Below are 22758 nucleotides of genomic sequence, written 5' to 3'. Positions count from 1 at the left end.
AATAAACATTTTTTACCTCTATTCTATGATACTACGGAAACGGTTTACAGAAATCAGGCAGCACCGGAATAGAAATGGACAGAGATATCTGATGTTAGCGCAATAAAAGCAACAAAGAACTAGAAATATCACTTTGCTAATCGATCCCCCAATAGTCACAAAAGCTCCGCAATTAATCCTAGTCAAAGAGCGATTTACTAATTTTAATTTCTTCTTGATTTCATCATATGCTACATCTTTTTAAGGATGTAGCATATGTATATTTTATAATATTAGGTAATGAAGAGGAAAATGAATCTAGTAAAACCTTATTCAGGTGTTTTTATTTTTAGATAATGAGTATAGTCAATGACTATACTTCAGCTGCAGATGATACATTTCTCCTTCATCTTACAAATTTGTTTTTCAAATTCATTCCCGCACTGGCATTTCCACCAGACAAGCTTTCCTGAACAGCTGGTTACATCATAGGGGGTCAGTTGCCCATTCTTAATTGCATGTGGATGCCACTGTTTCGCAATTTCAGGATTAGAATTTGCAAGACTGTTACTTGGCAAGAGCCGTTTATCTGAATCGTATGGACAACCAGCTCCTCTTTTACGATGGTCAAGTCTCGCAGGCCGTTGATGTCCGTTATCACAGATCCACCATAATGTTGTTTTTGCTTATACATTTAAATTTCTAGGGTCTAGTCCAACATTTTTTTCCCAGTTCCATTCCTTGATTAAATGCTGATTTAATTTTTGAAATGCCATTTTTCAGAACTCCTTTTAGAATAAATGAAATGATAAGTTTTGTCGGTAACTATAAACAATTTCATATATCTAAAAGCTAAATGTTTGTGATTGTAGGACCACGATTTGATTATGATTAACGCTAATTTATCCGGCTGCGTAGTGGTAACATTTTGGTCACATACATAAAATAATTATCGATAAGTAGAAATCACAAATGAGTATCTAAATGACGATAACCTCTTTAATATCAATAATTTCCGATAATTTGTGATCCTGAAGAATAACAAGAAATAACACGTGCCCTCTAACTTCAAAACTGTTTGAGAGGCGCGTGTCGTCTCTGCTAGGTTCGATTCCTAGTCAATCCCGCCAAACTGAATAACATAGTGGATTCCTTATAAATAAAGATCAAGCAATACCTGGTCTTTTTTTTCGTATAAATAATGACACTGATATTATGAAGACAAACAAAAGGCAGGTCGCATTGAATTGAACATAGGCCTCCTAACTCGACGCCCTCTGATTATCTATGGGAGAAGAAAGGCATTGTGCCTTTTCTGAAAGTCGATCGATGCTGTCCAAATCCATCCACAAAATTTATGAAGCATCGATCAAATAAAGGACAACCGAAAAACGACCACGGGCTTGATTAAGAGCTTGCGGTCGTTTTTCGTATGAGTGGAACAAATTATTAACTATTAAAAAGGGCTAAAAGAGAGTGGAAATAAACTTGAGCAGAAGTAAAAGAATTAAAAGTGACTATTTTTCTTGATGCATACGATATTTTGTGGTACAGAAGAATGCTCATCACTCAGTATTGATGGAACTTTAAGTCCAAGAAATGCCAGTAGGACAGTAAAAAGAAATTTTCGAGTAAAATAGCTTGCTAATTATCTCTAGCTTGAGAAAATACAATCTGAGATAAATATCAGGCAACATAAAGGATAGTTTTAAATAAACATATTAGTAATGAAAAAATAACCGCCCAGCATCAGAATTGCGGATCTTGTCTCAATATTAGTTAGAAAAGGAGGGATTGTTTGATGGTATGGACTATTTTTATCTTTCTATTGATTGTGTTTATTGTAGGACCGATTGCCTTGCTTTTGTGGTTAAATTTTTTAGCAAAGAAACCACAGCATTCGATTATCAGAGCACACCCTTATTTGGGATGGATGCGCTACTTGTTAGAAAAGATTGGCCCGGAATTCAGGCAATATTGGTTTGATGATGACAATAGTGGCAAACCATTTTCACGAACAGATTTTTTAGGGATTGTTTTTTCTGCCAAATATCGAAGTGACCTTTTAAGCTTCGGTTCCAAACGTGACTTTGATAAGCCTGGTTATTATATTGCGAATGGTTTGTTTCCCCTATTAAATGAAGAATTAAGGGTTGACAATCAAGAAAAAGTCCATTCCATGAAATATAAAATTGATCATGAAGGGTTGTTTACTCGTCACGAACAGCTTGAAAAGGACCAAACAACACGTTGGCTTTACCATGAGGAAGATGCCATAATCGTTGGCGGTGATCGGAAATTTCCATGGAGACTTCGCGGTCCATTTGGTGCCTCTGCCACATCTTACGGAGCAGTCGGCGAAAACTATATACTTTCAACAGGTCATGGCAGCCGTTTGGCAGGCGGTTCATGGATTAATACGGGGGAGGGCGGAGTCGCACCAGAGCATTTAGAAAGTGGTGTAGATGTGGTCGCTCAAATTGGCCCTGGTTTATTTGGTTTTCGCGATGATGAGGGGAATTTTTCTATTGATGAATTTAAGTTTAAAGCCCAGGAGCCGAATATAAAAGCATTTGAACTTAAATTCGGCCAAGGAGCAAAAATCCGTGGCGGACATCTGGAGGGGTCAAAGGTTACAACGAAGGTAGCAAACATTCGTAAAGTTCCAGTGGGGAAAACCATTAATTCACCAAATCGCTTTCCATTTTTGCATAATGTGCTCGAAACGTTGCAGTTTATCAAAATGATGCAAGATGAAGGTGGAAAACCTGTCGGAATCAAAATTGTCGTTGGATATCCATCCAGCTTGGATAAATTTTTCGAGGCCATGAATAATCTTAGGATTTATCCGGACTTTATTACGGTTGATGGCGGAGAAGGTGGAACAGGCGCCACTTACAAATCAATGGCAGATACAATGGGGCTTCCTTTATATCCTGCTTTAATTGCGGTTGTTGATAAGGCCTATCAGTTTGGTCTACGAAATAAGCTGAAAATTTTTGCTTCAGGAAAGTTAATTTCAGCCGATAAAATTGCTATTGCCCTTGCGATTGGTGCAGATGCCGTGAACTCTGCGCGAGGATTTATGATTGCTAACGGCTGTATAATGGCTCTTCAATGCCATACTGGTAAATGCCCTACGGGCGTAACGACCACCGATCCAAAATATCAAGAAGCACTTGTGCCAGAGGAAAAGAAATGGCGAGTCATGAACTACATCATTAATGTACGTCAAGGTTTGTTTGCCTTAGCTGCGGCTTGTGGCATTGATAGCCCCCGTAAATTCACTCGTGATCACATTGTATTTAAAGATGTCGATGGAAAAATAAAAAGGTTATCAGAACTGTTTCCAATTCCTGATTCTTCGGATGAATTATTAAAAAGAACTTTATAGTTTAAAAGAAAATAAACGGGAAAAGTTAACCCTGTATTTATATTATCTGTTGATGGATAAACAATAGAGGTTTATCAAAAGGTAACAAAAATATTTGGATAACTCCAAGAGGACCTTCAACATAAGTATTTCAAAGCTAATTTTTCCCATACAGATAGAAGAAGTCCGTTACCATTTTAACTAGTTTATAATATAACTTTTTCAATCCTATCTTTTGTAAACGTTTGACTTTACAACCTTGACGGGGTAGGGGTAGAGTCCTACACATTGCATCATAACATAGCCTTGGTAACGTTTATCAAGGCTTTTTTTAGTGGTTTCCCGGCATAGGTGCTGCTTCAGGATGCAAGCCAGAATAACCTTTATGAAGAATTTTTCCCAAACCATAACTGAAATGGCGAATTAAATTGACTTGTAAGTTAATAAAATAAATAAAAACAATATTTGAAGTCAGTAAGAAAAGAAGAATCGGCATCTGCATAAATAAGAATAGAAACCGGTCTTGCAGGAAATCTCCTCACAATACTGCCCCATCAGCCCGTTCGGATCCTGGGACCTTAAAAATTGGCTTCCCCAAAACATTGCCTTTGGACGAAAGGGAAGCTCCAGCCGTTAGTCGATAAAGGGGTTTTCAATTTTGATCAAGTAAAGGAAGCACATATTTTACTTGAATCAAATAAGGCAATTGGAAAGGTCGTATTGACAAATGAATGGTAAACTATTGGTTATATGGGCCTTTGGAAAGGTTAGGAGAGTTTGGTTTTTATCTGTATTGCGGTTTGGGTACTTGGAGAAAAGTGGAAAAGGAAGGAGAGCAGACAGGCGTTAAATTATAAGCCTGTTATTACCTCAAATCTTGGACTTCTCCAAGATGTTATTTTAAGTGGTTAATTTTTATTTTTTCTCCGTATATTTCTCGGGCTAAATAGAATATATGATCAAGTAATTGACATATTTTATTATTTTGTTATGTTATTAAATATTAGTGCAAATAAATGTATTTTTGTTAAGCGCTTAATTAAAAGGGGGAGAAATTATGAAAATTACGCAGTACAAATTAAAGATTCCTAAATACTATCATCTTTTTTTTATTGTCGTAACGTTTGTTTATTGGTTTTCAATGTATATTTATGTGCCTATTTTTGTACCTTATATTTATCATCTGGGTGGAACAGCAGCACTGGCTGGATTGATTGTAGGGAGTTATGGAATAATGCAAATTATTTTAAGATGTCCAATGGGTATTTTGTCAGATATATGGGGGATTCGAAAGCCATTTATTATCTTAGGGCTAGCAACAACTGTTATAAGTTGCTTGGGGTTTGCTCTTAACGAAAGCTTAACTTCTGCCTTGGTTTCTCGAGTTATTTCAGGAGTTACGGCTTCAACATGGGTAGCTTTTACCGTTTTATATGCGAGTTACTTTGAAAAGGAAGAGTCAACAAGAGCAATGGGGAATATTCAATGTATTACAGTTTTAGCCCAATTAACAAGTATGGGACTAAGTGGTTATCTCGTTGGAAAGTGGGGATGGAAAGCACCTTTTTACTTTGGAGCGTGTATTGGAATAATTGGCTTCATCATGTCATTTTGGATAAAAGAAATCAATAAAAGGGAAATAAAAAAACAAAAGATTCAGATAAAAAAATTAGTAAAACATTCTTTGATTTTAAAGGCTTCTTTGCTATCGGCAATTGCTCATTCCGTACTTTTTATTACTATGTTTGGTTTTACTACAAATCAAGCGTTAAACATTGGTGCAACAAAGGAGAGTTTAATGATTCTTGTATTTAGTTTTATGATTCCTCATGCTTTTGCACCAATTGTTACTGGTCGGTATTTGCTTACTCGTTTCAATAGATGGCATATTTTGTTTGCGGGTTTTTTAGGTACTGCAGTGTTTTCAATCCTTATTCCACTAGTAACGGATTTACCATTGCTCTATGTCACACAGGTATTTAATGGATTTGCTCTTGGACTGTTAATTCCACTATTAATGGGTATTGCAATCCAGGAAATACCAAATAATAAGTATGCTACAGCAATGGGATTTTTTCAGTCCTTTTATGCGTTGGGAATTTTCTTAGGTCCTTTTATAGCAGGTAAGTTTACTCAAAGAAACGGATTAGAAAGTGTATTTTATTTAGCTGGGTTTTTAGCTTTATTAGGAACGGTGTTATCAATAGTCTGGTATAAGTTAGAAATACTAAATACGTGTCAAAAAGACAATAGAAGTAAGGCTATTCAGTAGTTACAAGAACAAATGGAAATGGAGGATTGCTTTAAAAAAGGATTTTAGGTTTTCTGAAAAAAATTTGTTGCATTCTAAATTTTCTTATAATATACTCAAATCAAGAAATGTTAAGCGCTTAAGTAAAGAGGCAAATCAAGTTAATCATGTTTAATAATAAATTAATATTAGATTAAAGTTGATTTTACTATTGTTTTCTGAATTTTATTATAATATAATTCAGAAAGAAAGCGTTTCATTTGGTCTGTTAGTTAGTTAAGCGCTTTAATATTAACTGGAGGTAAAAGGGATTTCTGTAAAAATCATTATTCCAATGAGAAATTCGAGATGTTTATAGAAATCTAGTTTAGTAATTAAGCGGAAGATTCCGAGTTTTAGTAGCTCGTAATAATTATTTCGCAAAAAAATTTGTTCAAACGGTTAAGCGGTTAACTCTATTGATTTGATAAAAACAGTTAAAGGTGCTGGTGGAACTATGAAGGAAAAAATTAGATGTGCTGTCTTTGGAGTTGGAAGGTTAGGATATTTTCATGCTGAAAATCTTGCAACACGCATAAAAGGTGCTGAATTAGTAACAGTAGTTGCCTCAAGAAAAGAGAGCGCCGAAAAGGTAGCTCGTGAGTTGGGGGTGAAAAAGTGGACGACAAATCCACAAGAAGTGTTTGATGATCCAACGATTGATGCAGTTGTAATTGTTACCCCTACAAAAACACATGCTGAGTTAATTATTCAAGCAGCAAGAAGTGGCAAGCACATATTTGTAGATAAACCTTTGACAGAAACATTAGATGAAGCAGATCTAGTTATCCAGGAAATTCAGAAGAATAACGTTTATTGCCAAGTTGGCTTCATGAGAAGATTTGACCCAGCATACGCAGAAGCACGGCGGCGAATTATGAATGGGGATATAGGGAAACCCATCTATTTCAAAGGAGTTAGTCGAGATCCAGGCTCACCTCCAGAAGAATATATTAAGACAAGTGGAGGCATTTTCTTGGATTTAGCTATTCATGAATATGATATTGCTCGTTTCTTAATTGGAGATGATGTTCATTCTATTAAAACATTTGGCAATGTATTAGTGCATCCATTTATGAATAAATACGGAGATGTAGATCAATCAATAACTTTTATGAAATTCCAAAATGGAGCATCGTGCGATATCGAAGCCAGTCGTAATTCGACATTCGGTTATGATATCAGAGGTGAAGTGGTTGGAACTGAAGGATCTATTCAGATTGGTTCTCTCCAATATCACGACATAAAGATCTTAACTAATAAAGGCAGCGTTTATGATAATATCCCAAATTTTCCTGTTAAGTTCAAAGATGCTTTCTTGCATGAATTGGCTCACTTTATAGAGTGTCTACAAAAAAATGAACGACCACAAGTTACAGAGATAGATGGAAAGATTGCATTAGAAATTGCTGCTGCTGCTACTAGGTCTTTTGAAACAAAAGAAACTGTACTTCTTAAATAAAAATACTAAATAAATAATCTATTAAGTAATTGGAGGGATACTGAATGGAAACAATTCGTTTAACAATGGCGCAGGCGCTATTAAAATTCTTAGATAATCAATACATTGAATTCGATGGTGAAGAAAGGAAATTTATCCAGGGTGTCTTTGGAATTTTTGGTCACGGAAATGTGACAGGGATGGGTGAAGCTTTAGAAACACATACCGGGGGACTAACTTATATTCAAGGGAAAAATGAACAAGGGATGGTACATACAGCGGCAGCTTATGCAAAGCAAAAAAACCGACTTGAAATTTTTGCTTGTACTACATCAATTGGACCGGGTGCTTTAAATATGGTTCCTGCTGCAGGCACTGCAACAGTGAATAGAATTCCAGTCTTGTTATTACCAGGTGATAACTTTGCTACTCGTCAGCCGGACCCGGTTTTACAACAAATCGAAGATCCGACAGATTATACAATTGCTGCAAGTGATGCATTTAAACCAGTAAGTAAATATTGGGATCGTATTCAAAGACCAGAACAGCTAATGACTGCAGCATTAAATGCAATGCGTGTATTAACCGATCCTGTAGAAACGGGTGCGGTCACCTTAGCCTTACCTCAAGATGTGCAAAGCGAAGCATACGATTATCCAGTTGAATTCTTTAAAAAGAGAGTTCATTTTATCGAGAGAAGAAATCCTGCTCCGAAAGAGATTGAACGTGCTGTTGAGTTAATATCAAGAAAGAAAAAACCAGTTATTATTGCAGGAGGAGGAGTCCATTATTCATTCTCAACCGAACAATTGAAAACGTTCTCTGAGGTCTTTCAAATTCCTGTTGGGGAAACACAAGCTGGGAAAAGTGCTCTTTCATGGGATTACGCTTTAAATATGGGGAGTATTGGATCAACAGGATCACTAGCTTCAAACATCTTAGCGAAAGAAGCCGATTTAGTTATTGGGGTAGGAACTAGATTAACTGATTTCTCAACATCGTCGAAATCAGCATTCCAAAACCCAGATGTTGAGTTTTTAGGTATTAATGTCAGTTCATTTGATGCTCTAAAATTAGATGGACAATCATTTGTAACAGATGCAAAGGTAGGACTTGAAATTTTAACAGAAGAATTAAAAAAACAAGGATATAAAACATCTTATGAAGAGAGTTATCTTCAAGAATTGAAAGAGAATTGGAATGCAGAAGTAGATAAATACTTTGCTGATAAAAGAGAAGAAGGACTTTCACAAACTCAAGTTTTAGGTGAAATCAATAAAGCTATAGATGACAAAGATGTTATTATTGCCGCAGCTGGTAGTTTGCCAGGGGATCTACACCGTTTATGGAGAAGTTCAAATCCAAAAACTTATCATATGGAATATGGGTTCTCTTGTATGGGTTATGAAGTAGCTGGTGCATTAGGAATTAAGATGGCAGAGGAAAACCAGGAAGTATATGCCATTGTGGGGGATGGAAGTTATTTAATGCTCCATTCAGAACTAGTAACAAGTCTTCAAGAAAATAAAAAGATTAATATTCTTTTATTTGATAATCATGGATTCCAATGTATCCATAATTTGCAAAGAGGACAAGGAAGTGACGGTTTTGGTAACGAATTCCGCTATCGTTCTAACCAGGACAACCGTTTGACAGGAGATTATATGCCAATCGATTTTGCAGCAAACGCTCGAAGCCTTGGAGCAAAGGGATATACAGTCCATACAGTAGAAGAATTAAGAGTGGCATTGGAACAAGCTAAGAAAGAAACAGTATCAACATTAATCGACATAAAAGTACTACCTGGTACTTGTACAACTGGATATGAATCATGGTGGCGCCTTGGTGTAGCTGAAGTTTCAACGAGTGAAAAAGTTAGAAAAGCTCACGATAATATGGCAAAAAAAGTTGCTGAAACTAGAAAATATTAAAATATTATAACTAGTAAAAGGAGAAAATAAAATGAGTAATTTACTTGCAAGTAATCTACTTGTCACACCAGAACAAAAAGGTGATAAAAACGGTAAAGTGATATCCGTAACACCTAAATCTGCAGGTTGGAAATATGTTGGATTCGATGTATACAAGCTAAAAGAAGGTCAAACTATACAAAATGAAACCTTGGACCAAGAAACAGTTATTGTATTGGTATCTGGCCGTGCGAATGTTCAGACAAAACTAAAATCCTGGGAAAATATCGGAAAAAGAATGAGTGTATTCGAAAAAACTCCTGCATATTCCGTATATATTCCAAACGACGACCAATATAAAGTAGAAGCATTAACAGAGCTTGAAATTGCTGTTTGTAAAGCACCGGGAAAAGGAACATATGAAGCTAGACTGATTGCTCCAGATGACGTAGACGTTGCGAAACGGGGATCGGGCAGTATGGAACGTGAAGTCCAAACTATTTTATCAGAAACAGATCCAGCAGATAGTCTATTTGTGATTGAAGTGTTTACACCAGCTGGAAACTGGTCAAGCTACCCACCACATAAACACGATGAGGATAATTTACCTCATGAGGGATACTTAGAGGAAACCTATTATCATAAAATGAATCCTGTTGAGGGTGGTTTTGCTTTACAACGGGTTTATACAGATGATAAGTCGTTGAACGAAACCATTGTTGTAAAGGATAGCGAACTTGTACTTGTTCCGAAAGGATATCATCCAGTTTCAGCACCTCCTGGATATGAATTATATTATTTAAATGTGATGGCGGGTCCAGTAAGAACATGGAAATTCACGAACGATAAAGATCACGAATGGTTAATGAAATAATTGCTAAAGAATAAAAGAACTTTATAATGCTAGATTTTGAAAGTATGAATTTCAATAGAAGATAAATTTGAACCATTATTGGATTGAGAGGATGAGTACAATGAAAGAGACAATTCGTACAGCGGTATTAGGGTTAGGAAGATTAGGCTATTGGCATGCAGAAAATCTTGTTTCCAAAATTAAAGGAGCACAATTAGTAAGCGTTGTTGATCCTCTTGAGGGAAGAGCGGAACAAGTAGCAAGAGAATTAGGAGTTGAAAAATGGTCACAAAATCCTAATGATATTTTTGAAGATGACACGATTGATGCAGTAGTTATTGTAACACCAACGAGTACTCATGCAGATATGATTAAACGTGCTGCAAAGCATGGTAAACAAATTTTTGTAGAAAAGCCATTAACACATACATTAGATGAAGCGGATGAAGTGATCCAAGTTATTAATGAAAGTAATGTTTTTTGCCAAGTTGGATTTATGAGACGATTTGACCCAGCTTATGCTGAAGCTAAAAAGAGAATTGAAGCTGGTGATATCGGGAAGCCAATTTATTTTAAAGGTGTAAGCCGTGACGGTAACGTTCCACCGGAAGAATTCATTAAGCATAGTGGCGGAATCTTTTTAGATGTAGCGATTCACGATTATGATATTGCACGTTATTTAATGGGACAAGAGATAGTGTCTATAACATCAACCGGCAATATTTTAATGGACTCAAATAAATTTATGGAAAAATACAATGATGTGGATCAAGCTATGACATATTTCACTTTTGATTCAGGTGCTGCCGGAGATATTGAAACGATGAGAATTGCTCCTTACGCATATGATATTCGGGGAGAAGTGGTTGGCACAGAAGGTTCCATACAAATTGGTTCGATGAGATATCATGATGTAAAAGTATTAACTTCTAAAGGAAGTCAACATAATTTAATTCCTGATTTCCCAACACGATTTAAAGATGCATATTTACTAGAAATGGTTCATTTTATTGATAGTTTGCGGAAAGGTATTAAACCGATTTGTACAGAAGTTGATGGAAAGGCAGCACTGGAAATTGCAGCCGCAGCGACTAATTCTTTTAAAACAGGCAAGACAATTGAATTAAACAGTAAATGCTTAACATTACAAAATTAAAATTAAACAAGCCAAAGAAAGTTCTTTACCCATTAAAGCTAACAAGACTCCAGAAGGAAAACTAAGGACAGTTAGTGAGGGTAAAGACTTTCTTTAGAAACAAATTACGGAATATTTAAAATACTTTATATACTTAATTATAAGATATAATGAAAATAATAAGATAGAGAACTAGAATTAAAAATCACTTCAACAACGTTCATTATAGTATGGCTGATTTAAAATAGTTAAAATGGTATACATTGAAAGCGTTTAATTTACAAAGAAAATAGGAGAATCCGACATGAATAAACAGGTAAATCCAAATTCATTTTTGCGTACCATTATTGTAATTTCGACTTTTGGCGGGCTTCTTTTTGGATACGATACTGGTGTGATCAACGGTGCCTTGCCTTATATGTCTGAAACCCTAAATCTCAACTCCTTTACTAAAGGTCTTGTTGCAAGTTCACTACTTATTGGAGCAGCCATTGGTTCGGTGTTTGGCGGAAGACTATCAGATTATAATGGACGTCGGAAAAATATTCTTTATCTTGGAGTATTGTTCTTTTTTGCAACACTTGGATGTACCCTTGCACCGAATCTTATAGTAATGATTATCTTTCGATTCTTATTAGGGCTTGCTGTAGGAGGAGCGTCAGTAACCGTTCTAACCTATTTAGCAGAAATGTCACCCGCAGAGAGCCGGGGCCGAATGGTTACACAGAACGAACTAATGATTGTTACTGGACAGCTATTAGCCTTCGTCTGTAATGCCATCCTTGGAAACACAATGGGTGATCACCCGCATGTTTGGCGTTACATGTTGGTGATTGCAGCACTTCCAGCAATATTATTGTTTCTTGGTATGCTTAAAATGCCTGAGAGCCCACGTTGGCTTGTATCAAAAAGGAAAAATGAGGATGCTCTCGTTGTTCTCAAAAAGATTCGGAAAGAGGATCAGGCTAAATCTGAATTAAGAGAGATCCAAGCAGCTTTAGAGGAAGAGGCAGAGACTAAAAAACCAAGATTTAATGATTTGATAGCTGTGCCATGGTTACGTCGCATTCTATTTCTAGGGATCGGAATAGGTGCAGTACAACAAATTACAGGCGTAAACTCGATTATGTATTATGGTACTGAAATTCTAAGAGATGCTGGCTTTGAAACAAAGGCAGCACTTATCGGTAATATTGCCAATGGTGCAATATCAGTTTTAGCAACTTTGGTGGGAATCTGGCTTCTTGGTAGAGTCGGACGTCGACCATTGCTGTTGGTTGGCTTAATTGGTACGACGACAGCACTTCTGCTCATAGGAATATTTCCAATTATATTTGAGGGTTCTGCGGTACTTCCATATATTGTGCTTACCCTGACAGTCACGTTTCTTGCCTTTCAGCAGGGAGCTATTTCACCCGTAACATGGTTATTGCTCTCAGAGATATTCCCATTACGTTTGAGAGGTATCGGTATGGGTATTAGCGTGTTTGGCTCCTGGGTAGTGAATTTCTTTGTTGGATTGACATTCCCAATATTACTTGACAAGATAGGTTTGTCCACAACATTTTTCATCTTTGTAGCCCTAGGCTTCGCTGCAATTACATTCGTGAAAAAATTCTTACCAGAAACGAAAGGGCTTACACTTGAGCAGTTAGAACATTACTTCCGTACTTATAATGATAGTGATGACAAAGTTTCAAGTAAAAGTAAAGCTGTATAAAAATTATTATAGATATGTATTCTACTTTTTATTAACAATTTAATTACTTCTGAGAAAAATAATTAAAAGGAGAAATAAATATATGAAATTATCCTTCAATCAGACCCTTAGACAATCTAGTCTAGAAAAAGATTTACAATTTTGTGAAAAGCATGGATATGATGCAATTGAATTACGTTTAAATTTTATAAAAGACTATTTGGAAGAACATTCAATAGATGAGCTTGCAGCCTTCTTTCAAAAACATAATTTAAAACCACTTGCATTAAATTCACTTGAATTTGTGACTTTCTGTAATGAAAAGGAATATAGCCAAATAAAAGAAAATTTAACATTTCTTTGTGAAGTAGGCAATAAAATCGGTTGCGACACCATTGTTGTCGTTCCTTCGTTTAATGTAGGTGATTATACAATTGAAGAAATTAAAAATGAATCAGTTCGAGTGTTAAATGATTTAGCAGATTATGCAGAACAAGCTAATATGCGGTTAGCTTTTGAATTTGTAGGGCATCCAGATTGCTGTGTCAATACATTTGATCAATGTGATGCGATTTTAAAAGAAGTAAACCGAGCTAGTGTTGGAATGGTGTTAGATATTTTCCATTTTCATTCACTAGGTTCAAACATTGAAGACCTTAAAAATTTTGATCCAAACAAGATTTTTGTCATACACATTGATGATGCCGATGATTTTCCACGTGGATATTTAAAAGAGAATATACATCGTCTATTTCCTGGTGATGGAGCAATTGATCTAGATCGAATTCTCTATACACTAAAGGACATTGGTTATGATGGTGCAGTGTCTGTTGAGCTGTTTAGAGATGAGTATTACGAATGGGATGTAGAAGAATTTATAAAGGTAAGTAGAGAGAAAACTTCTAAAGTTGTTGGAAAACATTATAATATTTCTAGTTATTCTCTTAACCAATAGACAAGAAGATTATTATCGAAATTCTGGACAAGCTCCATGCCTCAAAAACATAATATGACTCCGTACCGAAGGGTACTTAGAAAAAATATCTTTTCACCAAATTAACCGAGAGGGGGGGATTGTCTTCCCTCGAGTTTGCAAGTAGTACTCCTGCCAAAAGTATATCAACCTGTTTAAACATCTCCTGACTAGGGTTTCCATTATTTAAAAGTTATAGCTAGTCAACTAAACTAGAAAATCCACAAATGAAACAGAGCATGAATAGTCGAAACACAACCTAAGCCAATATTAGCTATATAAACAACATTTAATTGTTATATTTTTCTCGTTTTGTTAAGCGCTTCACTTAAATTTTATAGGAAAAGCATGTACCATAGTGGCTATTATCTTTTCCTTTTCAAAGTTTGCTGCAAATTCAATATTAAAACAAGGAAAGTGTGGGATTAAAATGGTCAAAAAATTATTTCATTTTCTTTTCGTAAGTCTCCTAATTTCGTCTATTTTTTTAACTGGGTGTACCGCTATAAATACTGGTAAGAATACTCAGGAAGCTACAACGAAGAACAAAAACGAAAAAATTGTGGTTGGGTTTTCCATAGGTACTACTAAACAAGAAAGATGGCAGAAAGAAGTAGATATAGCTAAAAAATTTGCTGCTGACCATGGGTTCACATTACTAGTTCAATCCTGTGAGGAAGATCCCAACAAGCAGATACAGCAAGTACAAAACATGTTATCACAAGGTATTGATGCCCTCTTAATCTCCGCACAAGATGGTGATTCATCAGGTGTTGTGGTAAAGATGGCACATGATGCTGGAGTTCCTGTTGTGGCTTATGACAGATTAGTTAGAAATGGGGATTTGGATTATTATTTAACTTTTGATAATGAGAAAATAGGAGAATTACAAGCAAAGGCTCTTGTAGAAAAGTACCCAAAAGGTAATTATATTTCGATCTTGGGTGGTCCTGAAGATAACAATGCACATTTAATTAAAAATGGACAGGAAAAAGTATTAAAACCGTACATCGATAAAGGTGATATAAAAATTGTTACACAGCAATGGTCCAAGGGGTGGGATCCGACGGAAGCAATGAAGAATACTGAAAATGGATTAACCGCTGCAAATAATAATGTGGTCGCTGTACTAGCATCTAATGACGGAACAGCAGGTGGGGCAATTCAAGCTTTACAAGCTCAAGGTTTAGCAGGAAAGGTAGGAGTATCAGGTCAAGATGCAGACATTGCAGCTTTACAAAGAATTGTAGCAGGCACACAGACAAGTACCGTATATAAACCGACACAAATTTTAAATACAACTGCTATGGAGCTTATCTATAACTTAGCTAAAGGTGATAAGAAGGCAGTACAAAATATGGTATCAGGTAATATTCAGCATGGACATGTTGGAAAGGTTAATAATGGTACAAAAGATGTAACCACGTTTCTCATGGATGTAACAACAGTTACAAAAGACAATATCATGTCGACTATCATCAAAGATGGATTCCACACAATGGATTAGGTTTACAAAGATGTTCCAAAGGATCAACGGCCAAAACAATAATTAATAAATAAAAATGAAAACGCTGCCTAAGGATTGTACTTAGTGCATTCAGGCAGCGACTTTTTCACAATGGGATAGGGGTGACAATATGAGTGATTACATTTTGGAAATGAGACAGATTACAAAGGAATTTCCCGGGGTCAAAGCGTTAAGTAATATCAATATTAAAGTGAAAAGGGGAGAAATACATGCCCTATGCGGAGAAAATGGTGCTGGAAAATCAACGTTAATTAAAACGCTATGTGGCATATATCCATATGGATCTTATAGTGGAGATATTGTTATTGATGGTAAAGTCCAACAATTTCAAGAAATTCGTGACGCAGAAGAGAAAGGTATTATTTGCATTCATCAGGAGTTAGCACTTGTTCAGGACTTATCCGTTCAGGAAAATATTTTTCTCGGAAATGAACCCAATCATTTGGGTGTTATTAATTGGGATGAAATGTATAACAAAACTGTAAAACTATTAGAACAGTTAGAACTTCGTGTGGACCCGGAAGAAAAGGTGGGCAACCTTGGCGTTGGACAACAGCAGTTGATTGAAATTGCAAAAGCCCTCTCGAAAAATGCTAAATTATTAATCCTCGATGAACCGACATCTGCTCTCACAGAAAAAGAAAGTGAAATATTAATTGGTATTATTAAAAAATTAAAAAAACAGGGTGTTACATCCATTTATATTTCTCATAAACTTGATGAAGTTTTGAGTCTGGCAGACTCTATTTCAGCAATAAGAGATGGACAGTATATTGGTACGGAGATTGCGGAGAATATCGATAAAAATAAACTTATTTACATGATGGTTGGTAGGGTGCTTGATAAACTATTTCCTCGTGTTGAACACTCTAGAGGAGAACTTGCATTTGAAGTCAGAAATTTCACTGTATATGATCCAAATAAAACAAATAAGAAGATCATTGATAATGTTAATTTTCAGGCGTATCGTGGTGAAATTGTTGGGATTGCTGGTTTAATGGGTGCTGGACGAACAGAATTTGTTTCTAGTATTTTTGGAGCTTTTCCTGGAAAAGTAGATGGTGAAATATACATTGAAGGAAAAAAAGTGACCATTAATAACCCATTTGATGCGATAAAAAATGGAATTGCTCTTGTCTCTGAAGATCGTAAAGGTTCAGGGCTTGTATTAGGAATGGATATTAAACAAAATATTTCAATGGCAAGTTTGGATGCAGTTAGTAAGTTAATTATTAACGAAAATAAAGAAGTAACCATTTCAAATAAATTTGTTTCAATGTTGAATATAAAAACATCCGGCGTTGAAACCATTGTCAATAATTTAAGTGGAGGAAATCAACAAAAAGTTGTCATTGGAAAATGGTTGATGACGGATCCGAAGGTATTGATTTTGGATGAACCAACACGCGGGATCGACATTGGAGCAAAATACGAGATTTATAAAATCATGAATGATCTTGTGGATAAAGGGGTCATTGTGGTTATGGTATCTTCTGAATTAGAAGAAGTGCTAGGGATGAGTGACCGGGTATACGTGATGACGGAGGGCAACTTTTCAGCAGAATTTAGTTTAGAAGAAGCTAGCCAAGAAAAAATTATTTATTACGCAACGGGGGGTAAGTAATATGGAAACTGTCACGAAAGCTCCACAGGGACTTGATAGTGAAAAATTGGCAGACATAAAAAAGAAAAAGTATGATATTAGGGCTTATACAATGGTAATCGGTCTTGTAGTTATTATGATCCTGTTTTCCTTTTTTACCGACGGGGTTTTTTTATCGGCTCGTAATCTTTCTAACTTAGCAATGCAGATGTCCGTTGTATCTTTACTAGGGACAGGTGCGGTTCTTGTTATCGTAACAGGGAATATTGACTTATCTGTGGGTTCCCTCGTAGGTTTATCAGGTGGGATTGCCGCAGCCTTTATGGCATGGCAAGGTTGGGGAACACTCCCGACAATCGCTTCAGTTTTAGTTTTTGGTGTAATTATTGGAATTATACAAGGCTTTGCTACTGTTTATCTTAATATCCCTGCTTTTATTGTTACACTTGGCGGGATGATGATCTATCGTGGAATTTTACTCGGTATCACAAAGGGAGTAACGATTGCTCCTATGAATAATAGTTACCAAATTTTGGGGCAAGCCTATATAAATAACAATGTAGGACTATTTGTAGCGCTAATTGCGATTGTTACGTTAGTGGTGTTAGCTGTAAGAAAGCGTCAATCAAGAGTGAAATATAATTTTAGGTTAGAATCACTGCCACTGTTTACTTCGAAGCTTATCTTAATAGCTGGGTTAATTGCAATTTTTGTTTTATTTATGAATACGTATAGAGGCATTCCGATTCCAGTATTTTTTATGTTGGTGTTTGCTATCTTGTATACGTTTATTGCTGAAAAAACAAAATTCGGAAGAAGTATTTATGCTATTGGTGGAAACATACAAGCAGCGACTTATTCTGGAATAAAAGTTAAAAAAGTGGTTTTAATTGTATTTGCTTTAAATGGTTTAATCGCCGCTTTTGCAGGTATTATATTGTCAGCACGTTTAAACGCTGGGGTGCCAGGTGCAGGTAATATGATGGAACTTGATGCAATAGCAGCAGCGGTAATTGGTGGAACAAGTTTGGCAGGCGGTCGGGGAAGAGTGTTTGGTGCCATCTTAGGTGCTTTAATAATGGCGACTCTTGATAATGGGATGAGTTTATTGAATATAGATGCTTTTTGGCAATACATTGTCAAGGGATCGATTCTTGTGTTAGCGGTATGGTTCGATAGTGCTTCTAAAAATAAAAAAGCGTAGGTATCGAAAGAAGAAGTAAATATTATAAAATCATCATTTGAAATGTGACAATAAAACCATTTGGTAAAGCGCTTAACGCTCAAACATCTTTTGTATGTAAATCAAGTATTTCATAGATTGAATGGTTGAGTAGCAGTTAGGAGGGAAGCTAATGGAGTTACTGAAAATGAAAGATGTCAGTAAATCATTTTCTGGAGTTCAAGTCTTGCATAATATTAACCTGGATATTCAAAAAGGTGAAGTTCATGTGCTCTTGGGGGAAAATGGCGCTGGGAAGTCGACAATTATTAAAATTTTGACTGGTGCCTACTCTAAGGATACAGGGGAGATAAACTGGGAAGGAAAAAATGCGAACATAACGGAACCTAAAGATGCTATCAATATTGGAATTGCCACTATTTATCAAGAACTAAACCTTATACCTCAACTTTCGATAGCAGATAATATCTTCTTGGGTCATGAACGAAAGAAAGGAGGGCGTTTTTCTCTTCTTGATCGTGCCCAAATGAAAGAAAAAGCAAAAGAACTAATGGAAAGACTCGGTCAAAAAGTAAATCCAGATGAATTAGTAGGTAACCTGGGTATTGGACAGCAGCAATTAGTCGAAATTGCAAAGGCGCTTTCTTTGAATGCCAAACTAATAATTATGGATGAACCTACTGCCAGCTTGAGTGGACAAGAAGTTGATCAACTGTTATCTACTGTTGAAAATTTACGGGAAAAAGGAATGACGTTTGTCTATATTTCTCACCGGCTAGAAGAAATCAAGCGTATTGGTGACCGAATTACGGTTTTAAGAGATGGTACTAAAATTACTACCGTACCTGTAAAAGACACCTCTGTCGATCAAATGATTGAATTAATGGTAGGACGTTCCCTTGATCAAAAATATCCAAAAAAAGCATTTAAGCGAGGGAAAGAAGGATTAAAAGTAGAGAATCTTAAACTGAAAGACTCACCTCACGAGATAAACTTTACTGCCTATCAAGGAGAGATTCTTGGTATATCCGGATTAGTGGGAGCAGGACGATCTGAATTAATGAGAGGGATTTTCGGAGCTGATCTCATAGACTCTGGAAAAATCCATGTATTCAGTGAACAAAAGATTATTCGAAAGCCGAAAGACGCTATTGATGCTGGAATTGCCTTTATTACAGAAGATAGAAAAGGAGAAGGACTTTTCCTGGATCAAACTCTAATCTTTAATAAAACAATAACTAAACTACGAAGAGTCAAGGAGAAGGGGTTAATTAGCTATAAAAAGCAAAAGGAAGTAGCAAATAAATACGTTAAAGATTTAAAAATAAGACCGAATAATATCAATTTTATGGCTCGAAATTTAAGTGGGGGTAATCAACAAAAAGTTGTTATTGCAAAATGGCTGTTTACTGAAGCTAGAGTTTTCATTTTTGATGAACCGACTCGTGGCATTGATGTTGGTGCAAAGGTTGAAGTATATAACCTCATAAATGAATTGGTCGAATTGGGAGCTTGTGTCATTATTGTTTCTTCCGAGCTACCCGAAATTCTCGGTATGTGTGACCGCATTCTTGTTATGCACGAAGGAACAATTACAGGTGATTTAGCACGAAGTGAAGCAAATCAAGAAGTTATTATGAAAGCTGCAACGGGAGGATGATTAACGATGGAACAGCGTTCACTAGAATTAGGAACAAAAGCAAACCCTGCTTTAAAGGAGAGAAGAAATTGGAGATTTATTATTAATAAGTTTGGTGCACTTTTTGGTTTAGTCGGCCTATGTGTAATTCTTTCAATTCTTACACCGAGTTTCTTGAAAGCGGACAATTTAATGAATATTGCACGACAATCATCCATTAACGCATTGTTATCTTTAGGAATGTTATTGCCTATTTTAACTGCCGGAATTGACTTGTCAGTCGGATCTATCCTTGCATTTGCGATTATTAGTGCAGGTATAGTAACGGTAACTTGGGGAATAAGCCCAATCTTAGCGATTATTGTTTGTCTTGGAATTGGGGCATTGGCAGGTTGGCTAAATGGAATCCTGTTAACGAAATTGCGTTTGCCGCATCCGTTTATCTCAACACTGGGAACAATGAACATTTTCCGTGGATTAGCTTTAATTGTCACAGGAGCTTCACCTATCTTTGGTTTCTCTTATGCCATGAACTTTGTAGGTCAAGAAAATGTTGGAATCATTCCTGTAAGTTTCCTGCTGGTAATTGTAGCTTGTATCGGTTTTCATATTTTTCTGAATCGTACATCAACCGGTAAATATATTTATGCAATTGGCGGTAATAAGGAAGCGGCAAGACTTTCAGGTATTCCTGTTGATCGGATTTTAATTCTTGTTTATACAATAAGCGGGGTTATGGCAGCTCTTGGCGGGCTTGTTTTAATTGGAAGAACGAATTCAGCATCGCCGATTGCCGGTTTATCGTACGAATTAGACGCAATTGCAGCAGTAATCATTGGTGGAGCAAGCTTTTTTGGCGGTGTTGGCACGGTATGGGGAACACTAATTGGAGCGATGATTATTGCCGTTTTACGTAACGGTCTAAACTTATTAGGGACCTCATCTGATTTGCAAACAATCATCATCGGATTAGTAATTATTGCGGCAGTATATGTCGATGTGCTTCGTCGTAAAGGAGACAAAAAATAAACTATGAACTTTTAAAAAGGTAAAAAAGGAGAGCTAGTATATGAGAAAGATTGTTCGATGGGGTATATTAAGCACTGCCAAAATTGCACAGGATCATTTGCTTCCAGCCTTTGTAGATGCACAAAATGCTGAAGTTATTGCAATAGCAAGCTCAAACAGTCAAGTTTACAATGTGGCGGAAACATTCAAGATTAAAACTATTTATCCAACCTATGAAGAGCTTTTAGAAGATCCGAATATTGATGCAGTGTATATCCCATTGCCAAATGGGCTTCACCGCGAATGGGTCGAAAAGGCCGCTAAAAAAGGAAAGCATATTCTTTGTGAAAAACCGGCGGCATTAAAAGCAAAAGAAGCACAAGAAATGATAGATGTTTGCAAGGAATATGGCGTTATGTTTTTGGAAGCCTTTATGTATCAATTTCATCCGCAGCATCAAAGAGTCAAGGAGATTATTGTTTCAGGTGAAATTGGCGAGGTCAAGTCAATGAGAGCCAGCTTTTCGTTTTTTCTTCACGGACTTGAACATGATATTCGAAGAAGTACTGCTTTAGGAGGAGGCAGTTTATATGATGTAGGTTGTTATTGCCTTCACTCTATTGGAAATATCCTTAACGCTACTCCTGAAGAGATTTTTGCTTCAGCACAGCTGCATCCTGAATACAGGGTAGATATGTCTGTGCAAGGAATTGTAAAACTCAATAACGGGCTTACTGCATTATTTGATGCTTCCATGGAACAAGTATTGAGAAATCATTATGAGGTAATAGGAACGAGAGGTAAAATTGAGGTCCCTCGTGCATATTTGCCGAATCTTTTTAATGGCGAAGGGTTGGTTATCGTTAGTAAAGAAAATGGGGAGTCGAGAGAAGAGAAAATTGTGGGACAGCAATATGTCCTTCAAGTAGAAGCATTTTCTCAGTGGGTGCTAGATGGAAATTTTTCAAATGATTTCGCTCTAAAAACGATTCAAAACATGCAGGCGATTGAAATGTGTTTACAATCGATTGAAAGAAATTCATATGTAAAAATTCCATCATAAAAGTCCAGAAAAGCTCCTAGGAAAATAGTAAATAATAAGGGGGAAGAAATTAAGATGAAATATTATAAACATATTCTATTAATTTCAACAATGTTTATTCTATCCATACTATCTGCTTGCTCTAGCAGCAGCTCGAGAGATAGCGCAACAAAGGCTAATGGTTCGGAAGATAGCTATAAATTTGGCGTTGTTTTAATGACGCTGAATAGTGAATATTGGAAAATCGTAATGGCCGGTGCAAAAGATGCTGCCAAAGAACTCGGCGTGGAGGTGCAATTTTTTGGACCACCCGAGGAATCACAATATGAACAACAAAACAAAATGATAGAAGATCTGGTTGTTTCTGGTGCAGATGCCATAATAGTAGCGCCAAGTCAGGCTGAAGCTATTCTCCCTGCTTTGAATAATGCAGACCAAAAAGATATTCCTGTTATACTAGCGGATGCCGATGCGAAATTTGAAAAGAAAGTTTCATTTATCGGAACTGAGAATTATAAAGCAGGGAAGCTTGGAGGAGAATTTGTAAGCAAGCAACTTCAACTTAAAGATGGTGACAAAGTAGCCATTATCCGCGGGCAATTAGGGAGTAAGACACATGATGACCGTACAAATGGTTTTAAGGAAGCATTAAAAGGTAAAAATATTGAGTTTATTATTCAAGATGCGACAAGCGATCGTTTAAAGGCAGTTAGCGTTATGGAAAACATATTAACGGCCAATCCTGATGTTAAAGCTGTGTTTGCAACCTCAGATGAAATGGCGTTAGGAGCTAGTAAAGCTCTAGAGAATAAAGGTAATACAAATATTCCAATTATTGGATTCGATGGTACGCCAAATGGACTTGACGCCCTTAAAAACGGCAAAATGCTGGCAAATGTTGCGCAGCAGCCTTATCAAATTGGTTATCAGGCAGTCGAAGCAGCTTATAAAACAAAACAAGGCGAAAAAGTTGAAAAAAGAATCGATACGGGTGTAAATGTGGTCACAAAAGAAAATGTAGAAGAAGAAATTGAGAAAATTAATGGGTATCTTGGAAAGTGATAGAGTAAAGTGACCAAGGTGTCGGAATATAAAATTTGAG

At 36.3% G+C, this 22758-nt stretch carries 16 protein-coding genes and 1 pseudogene; 16 read left to right on the top strand and 1 reads right to left on the bottom strand.

Annotated elements, in window-relative coordinates:
* Positions 1-359 precede the first annotated feature (359 nt).
* Positions 360-557 carry a zinc-ribbon domain-containing protein gene (locus CCK98_RS34230; RefSeq protein WP_179196082.1) on the bottom strand — a complete coding sequence of 66 codons (198 nt, stop codon included), beginning with the start codon at positions 555-557 and terminating at the stop codon, positions 360-362.
* A 1223-nt stretch (positions 558-1780) separates the two neighbouring features.
* On the opposite strand from CCK98_RS34230, the gene CCK98_RS34225 reads away from it, so the two are divergent.
* The 16 genes and pseudogenes from CCK98_RS34225 to CCK98_RS34150 all read left to right on the top strand — a co-directional run bounded on the left by CCK98_RS34225 (position 1781) and on the right by CCK98_RS34150 (position 22718).
* The gene (locus tag CCK98_RS34225; RefSeq protein ID WP_088091003.1) at positions 1781-3373 is read left to right on the top strand and encodes an FMN-binding glutamate synthase family protein; all 1593 of its coding nucleotides are present in this window, start codon (positions 1781-1783) and stop codon (positions 3371-3373) included.
* Positions 3374-3967: 594 nt separating this feature from the next.
* A pseudogene (locus CCK98_RS34220) lies at positions 3968-4090 on the top strand (zinc-binding dehydrogenase); the annotation flags it as partial.
* 319 nt (positions 4091-4409) lie between these two features.
* Positions 4410-5624, top strand: a complete 1215-nt coding sequence (locus CCK98_RS34215) for an MFS transporter (protein ID WP_088091001.1) — start codon at positions 4410-4412, stop codon at positions 5622-5624.
* A gap of 475 nt (positions 5625-6099) precedes the next feature.
* Complete coding sequence (gene iolG / locus CCK98_RS34210) at positions 6100-7104, top strand: inositol 2-dehydrogenase (RefSeq protein ID WP_088091000.1); 1005 nt, start codon at positions 6100-6102, stop codon at positions 7102-7104.
* A 44-nt stretch (positions 7105-7148) separates the two neighbouring features.
* Positions 7149-9014, top strand: coding sequence for a 3D-(3,5/4)-trihydroxycyclohexane-1,2-dione acylhydrolase (decyclizing) (iolD, locus tag CCK98_RS34205; RefSeq protein WP_088090999.1), 1866 nt, complete (start codon positions 7149-7151; stop codon positions 9012-9014).
* Between the two features lie 31 nt (positions 9015-9045).
* Positions 9046-9867, top strand: coding sequence for a 5-deoxy-glucuronate isomerase (gene iolB / locus CCK98_RS34200; RefSeq protein WP_088090998.1), 822 nt, complete (start codon positions 9046-9048; stop codon positions 9865-9867).
* 100 nt (positions 9868-9967) lie between these two features.
* Complete coding sequence (locus CCK98_RS34195) at positions 9968-11002, top strand: Gfo/Idh/MocA family oxidoreductase (RefSeq protein ID WP_088090997.1); 1035 nt, start codon at positions 9968-9970, stop codon at positions 11000-11002.
* Between the two features lie 283 nt (positions 11003-11285).
* A complete protein-coding gene (locus CCK98_RS34190; protein ID WP_088090996.1) occupies positions 11286-12701 on the top strand; it encodes a sugar porter family MFS transporter in 1416 nt (471 codons plus the stop codon).
* An 82-nt stretch (positions 12702-12783) separates the two neighbouring features.
* Positions 12784-13635: a sugar phosphate isomerase/epimerase gene (locus CCK98_RS34185; RefSeq protein WP_088090995.1), complete on the top strand. Its 852-nt coding sequence runs from the start codon at positions 12784-12786 to the stop codon at positions 13633-13635.
* 376 nt (positions 13636-14011) lie between these two features.
* The gene (locus CCK98_RS34180) at positions 14012-15160 is read left to right on the top strand and encodes a sugar ABC transporter substrate-binding protein (RefSeq protein WP_256942636.1); all 1149 of its coding nucleotides are present in this window, start codon (positions 14012-14014) and stop codon (positions 15158-15160) included.
* A 130-nt stretch (positions 15161-15290) separates the two neighbouring features.
* A complete protein-coding gene (locus tag CCK98_RS34175; protein ID WP_088090994.1) occupies positions 15291-16805 on the top strand; it encodes a xylose ABC transporter ATP-binding protein in 1515 nt (504 codons plus the stop codon).
* 1 nt (position 16806) lies between these two features.
* Positions 16807-17988, top strand: coding sequence for a sugar ABC transporter permease (locus CCK98_RS34170; RefSeq protein WP_088090993.1), 1182 nt, complete (start codon positions 16807-16809; stop codon positions 17986-17988).
* Between the two features lie 151 nt (positions 17989-18139).
* On the top strand, positions 18140-19627 hold the full coding sequence (locus CCK98_RS34165; protein WP_088090992.1) for a sugar ABC transporter ATP-binding protein: 1488 nt from the start codon (positions 18140-18142) through the stop codon (positions 19625-19627).
* A gap of 6 nt (positions 19628-19633) precedes the next feature.
* The gene (locus CCK98_RS34160; RefSeq protein ID WP_088090991.1) at positions 19634-20635 is read left to right on the top strand and encodes an ABC transporter permease; all 1002 of its coding nucleotides are present in this window, start codon (positions 19634-19636) and stop codon (positions 20633-20635) included.
* 40 nt (positions 20636-20675) lie between these two features.
* Positions 20676-21677 (top strand): Gfo/Idh/MocA family protein, encoded by a 1002-nt coding sequence (locus CCK98_RS34155; protein ID WP_088090990.1) that lies wholly within the window; start codon positions 20676-20678, stop codon positions 21675-21677.
* Between the two features lie 54 nt (positions 21678-21731).
* Positions 21732-22718 carry a sugar ABC transporter substrate-binding protein gene (locus CCK98_RS34150; RefSeq protein ID WP_088090989.1) on the top strand — a complete coding sequence of 329 codons (987 nt, stop codon included), beginning with the start codon at positions 21732-21734 and terminating at the stop codon, positions 22716-22718.
* Positions 22719-22758 lie beyond the last annotated feature (40 nt).

Source organism: Bacillus sp. OV166 (assembly GCF_900177675.1).
Lineage (GTDB): Bacteria > Bacillota > Bacilli > Bacillales > Cytobacillaceae > Neobacillus.
Note: the sequence above shows the minus strand (reverse complement) of the source record. Positions and strands in the feature narration are given on the sequence as shown.

What these genes read in the sequence shown, in the direction of transcription:
- CCK98_RS34225 (WP_088091003.1), top strand. Translation starts at nt 1,781, where the DNA reads ATGGTATGGACTATTTTTATCTTTCTATTGATTGTGTTTATTGTAGGA.
- CCK98_RS34215 (WP_088091001.1), top strand. Translation starts at nt 4,410, where the DNA reads ATGAAAATTACGCAGTACAAATTAAAGATTCCTAAATACTATCATCTT.
- iolG (WP_088091000.1), top strand. Translation starts at nt 6,100, where the DNA reads ATGAAGGAAAAAATTAGATGTGCTGTCTTTGGAGTTGGAAGGTTAGGA.
- iolD (WP_088090999.1), top strand. Translation starts at nt 7,149, where the DNA reads ATGGAAACAATTCGTTTAACAATGGCGCAGGCGCTATTAAAATTCTTA.
- iolB (WP_088090998.1), top strand. Translation starts at nt 9,046, where the DNA reads ATGAGTAATTTACTTGCAAGTAATCTACTTGTCACACCAGAACAAAAA.
- CCK98_RS34195 (WP_088090997.1), top strand. Translation starts at nt 9,968, where the DNA reads ATGAAAGAGACAATTCGTACAGCGGTATTAGGGTTAGGAAGATTAGGC.
- CCK98_RS34190 (WP_088090996.1), top strand. Translation starts at nt 11,286, where the DNA reads ATGAATAAACAGGTAAATCCAAATTCATTTTTGCGTACCATTATTGTA.
- CCK98_RS34185 (WP_088090995.1), top strand. Translation starts at nt 12,784, where the DNA reads ATGAAATTATCCTTCAATCAGACCCTTAGACAATCTAGTCTAGAAAAA.
- CCK98_RS34175 (WP_088090994.1), top strand. Translation starts at nt 15,291, where the DNA reads ATGAGTGATTACATTTTGGAAATGAGACAGATTACAAAGGAATTTCCC.
- CCK98_RS34170 (WP_088090993.1), top strand. Translation starts at nt 16,807, where the DNA reads ATGGAAACTGTCACGAAAGCTCCACAGGGACTTGATAGTGAAAAATTG.
- CCK98_RS34165 (WP_088090992.1), top strand. Translation starts at nt 18,140, where the DNA reads ATGGAGTTACTGAAAATGAAAGATGTCAGTAAATCATTTTCTGGAGTT.
- CCK98_RS34160 (WP_088090991.1), top strand. Translation starts at nt 19,634, where the DNA reads ATGGAACAGCGTTCACTAGAATTAGGAACAAAAGCAAACCCTGCTTTA.
- CCK98_RS34155 (WP_088090990.1), top strand. Translation starts at nt 20,676, where the DNA reads ATGAGAAAGATTGTTCGATGGGGTATATTAAGCACTGCCAAAATTGCA.
- CCK98_RS34150 (WP_088090989.1), top strand. Translation starts at nt 21,732, where the DNA reads ATGAAATATTATAAACATATTCTATTAATTTCAACAATGTTTATTCTA.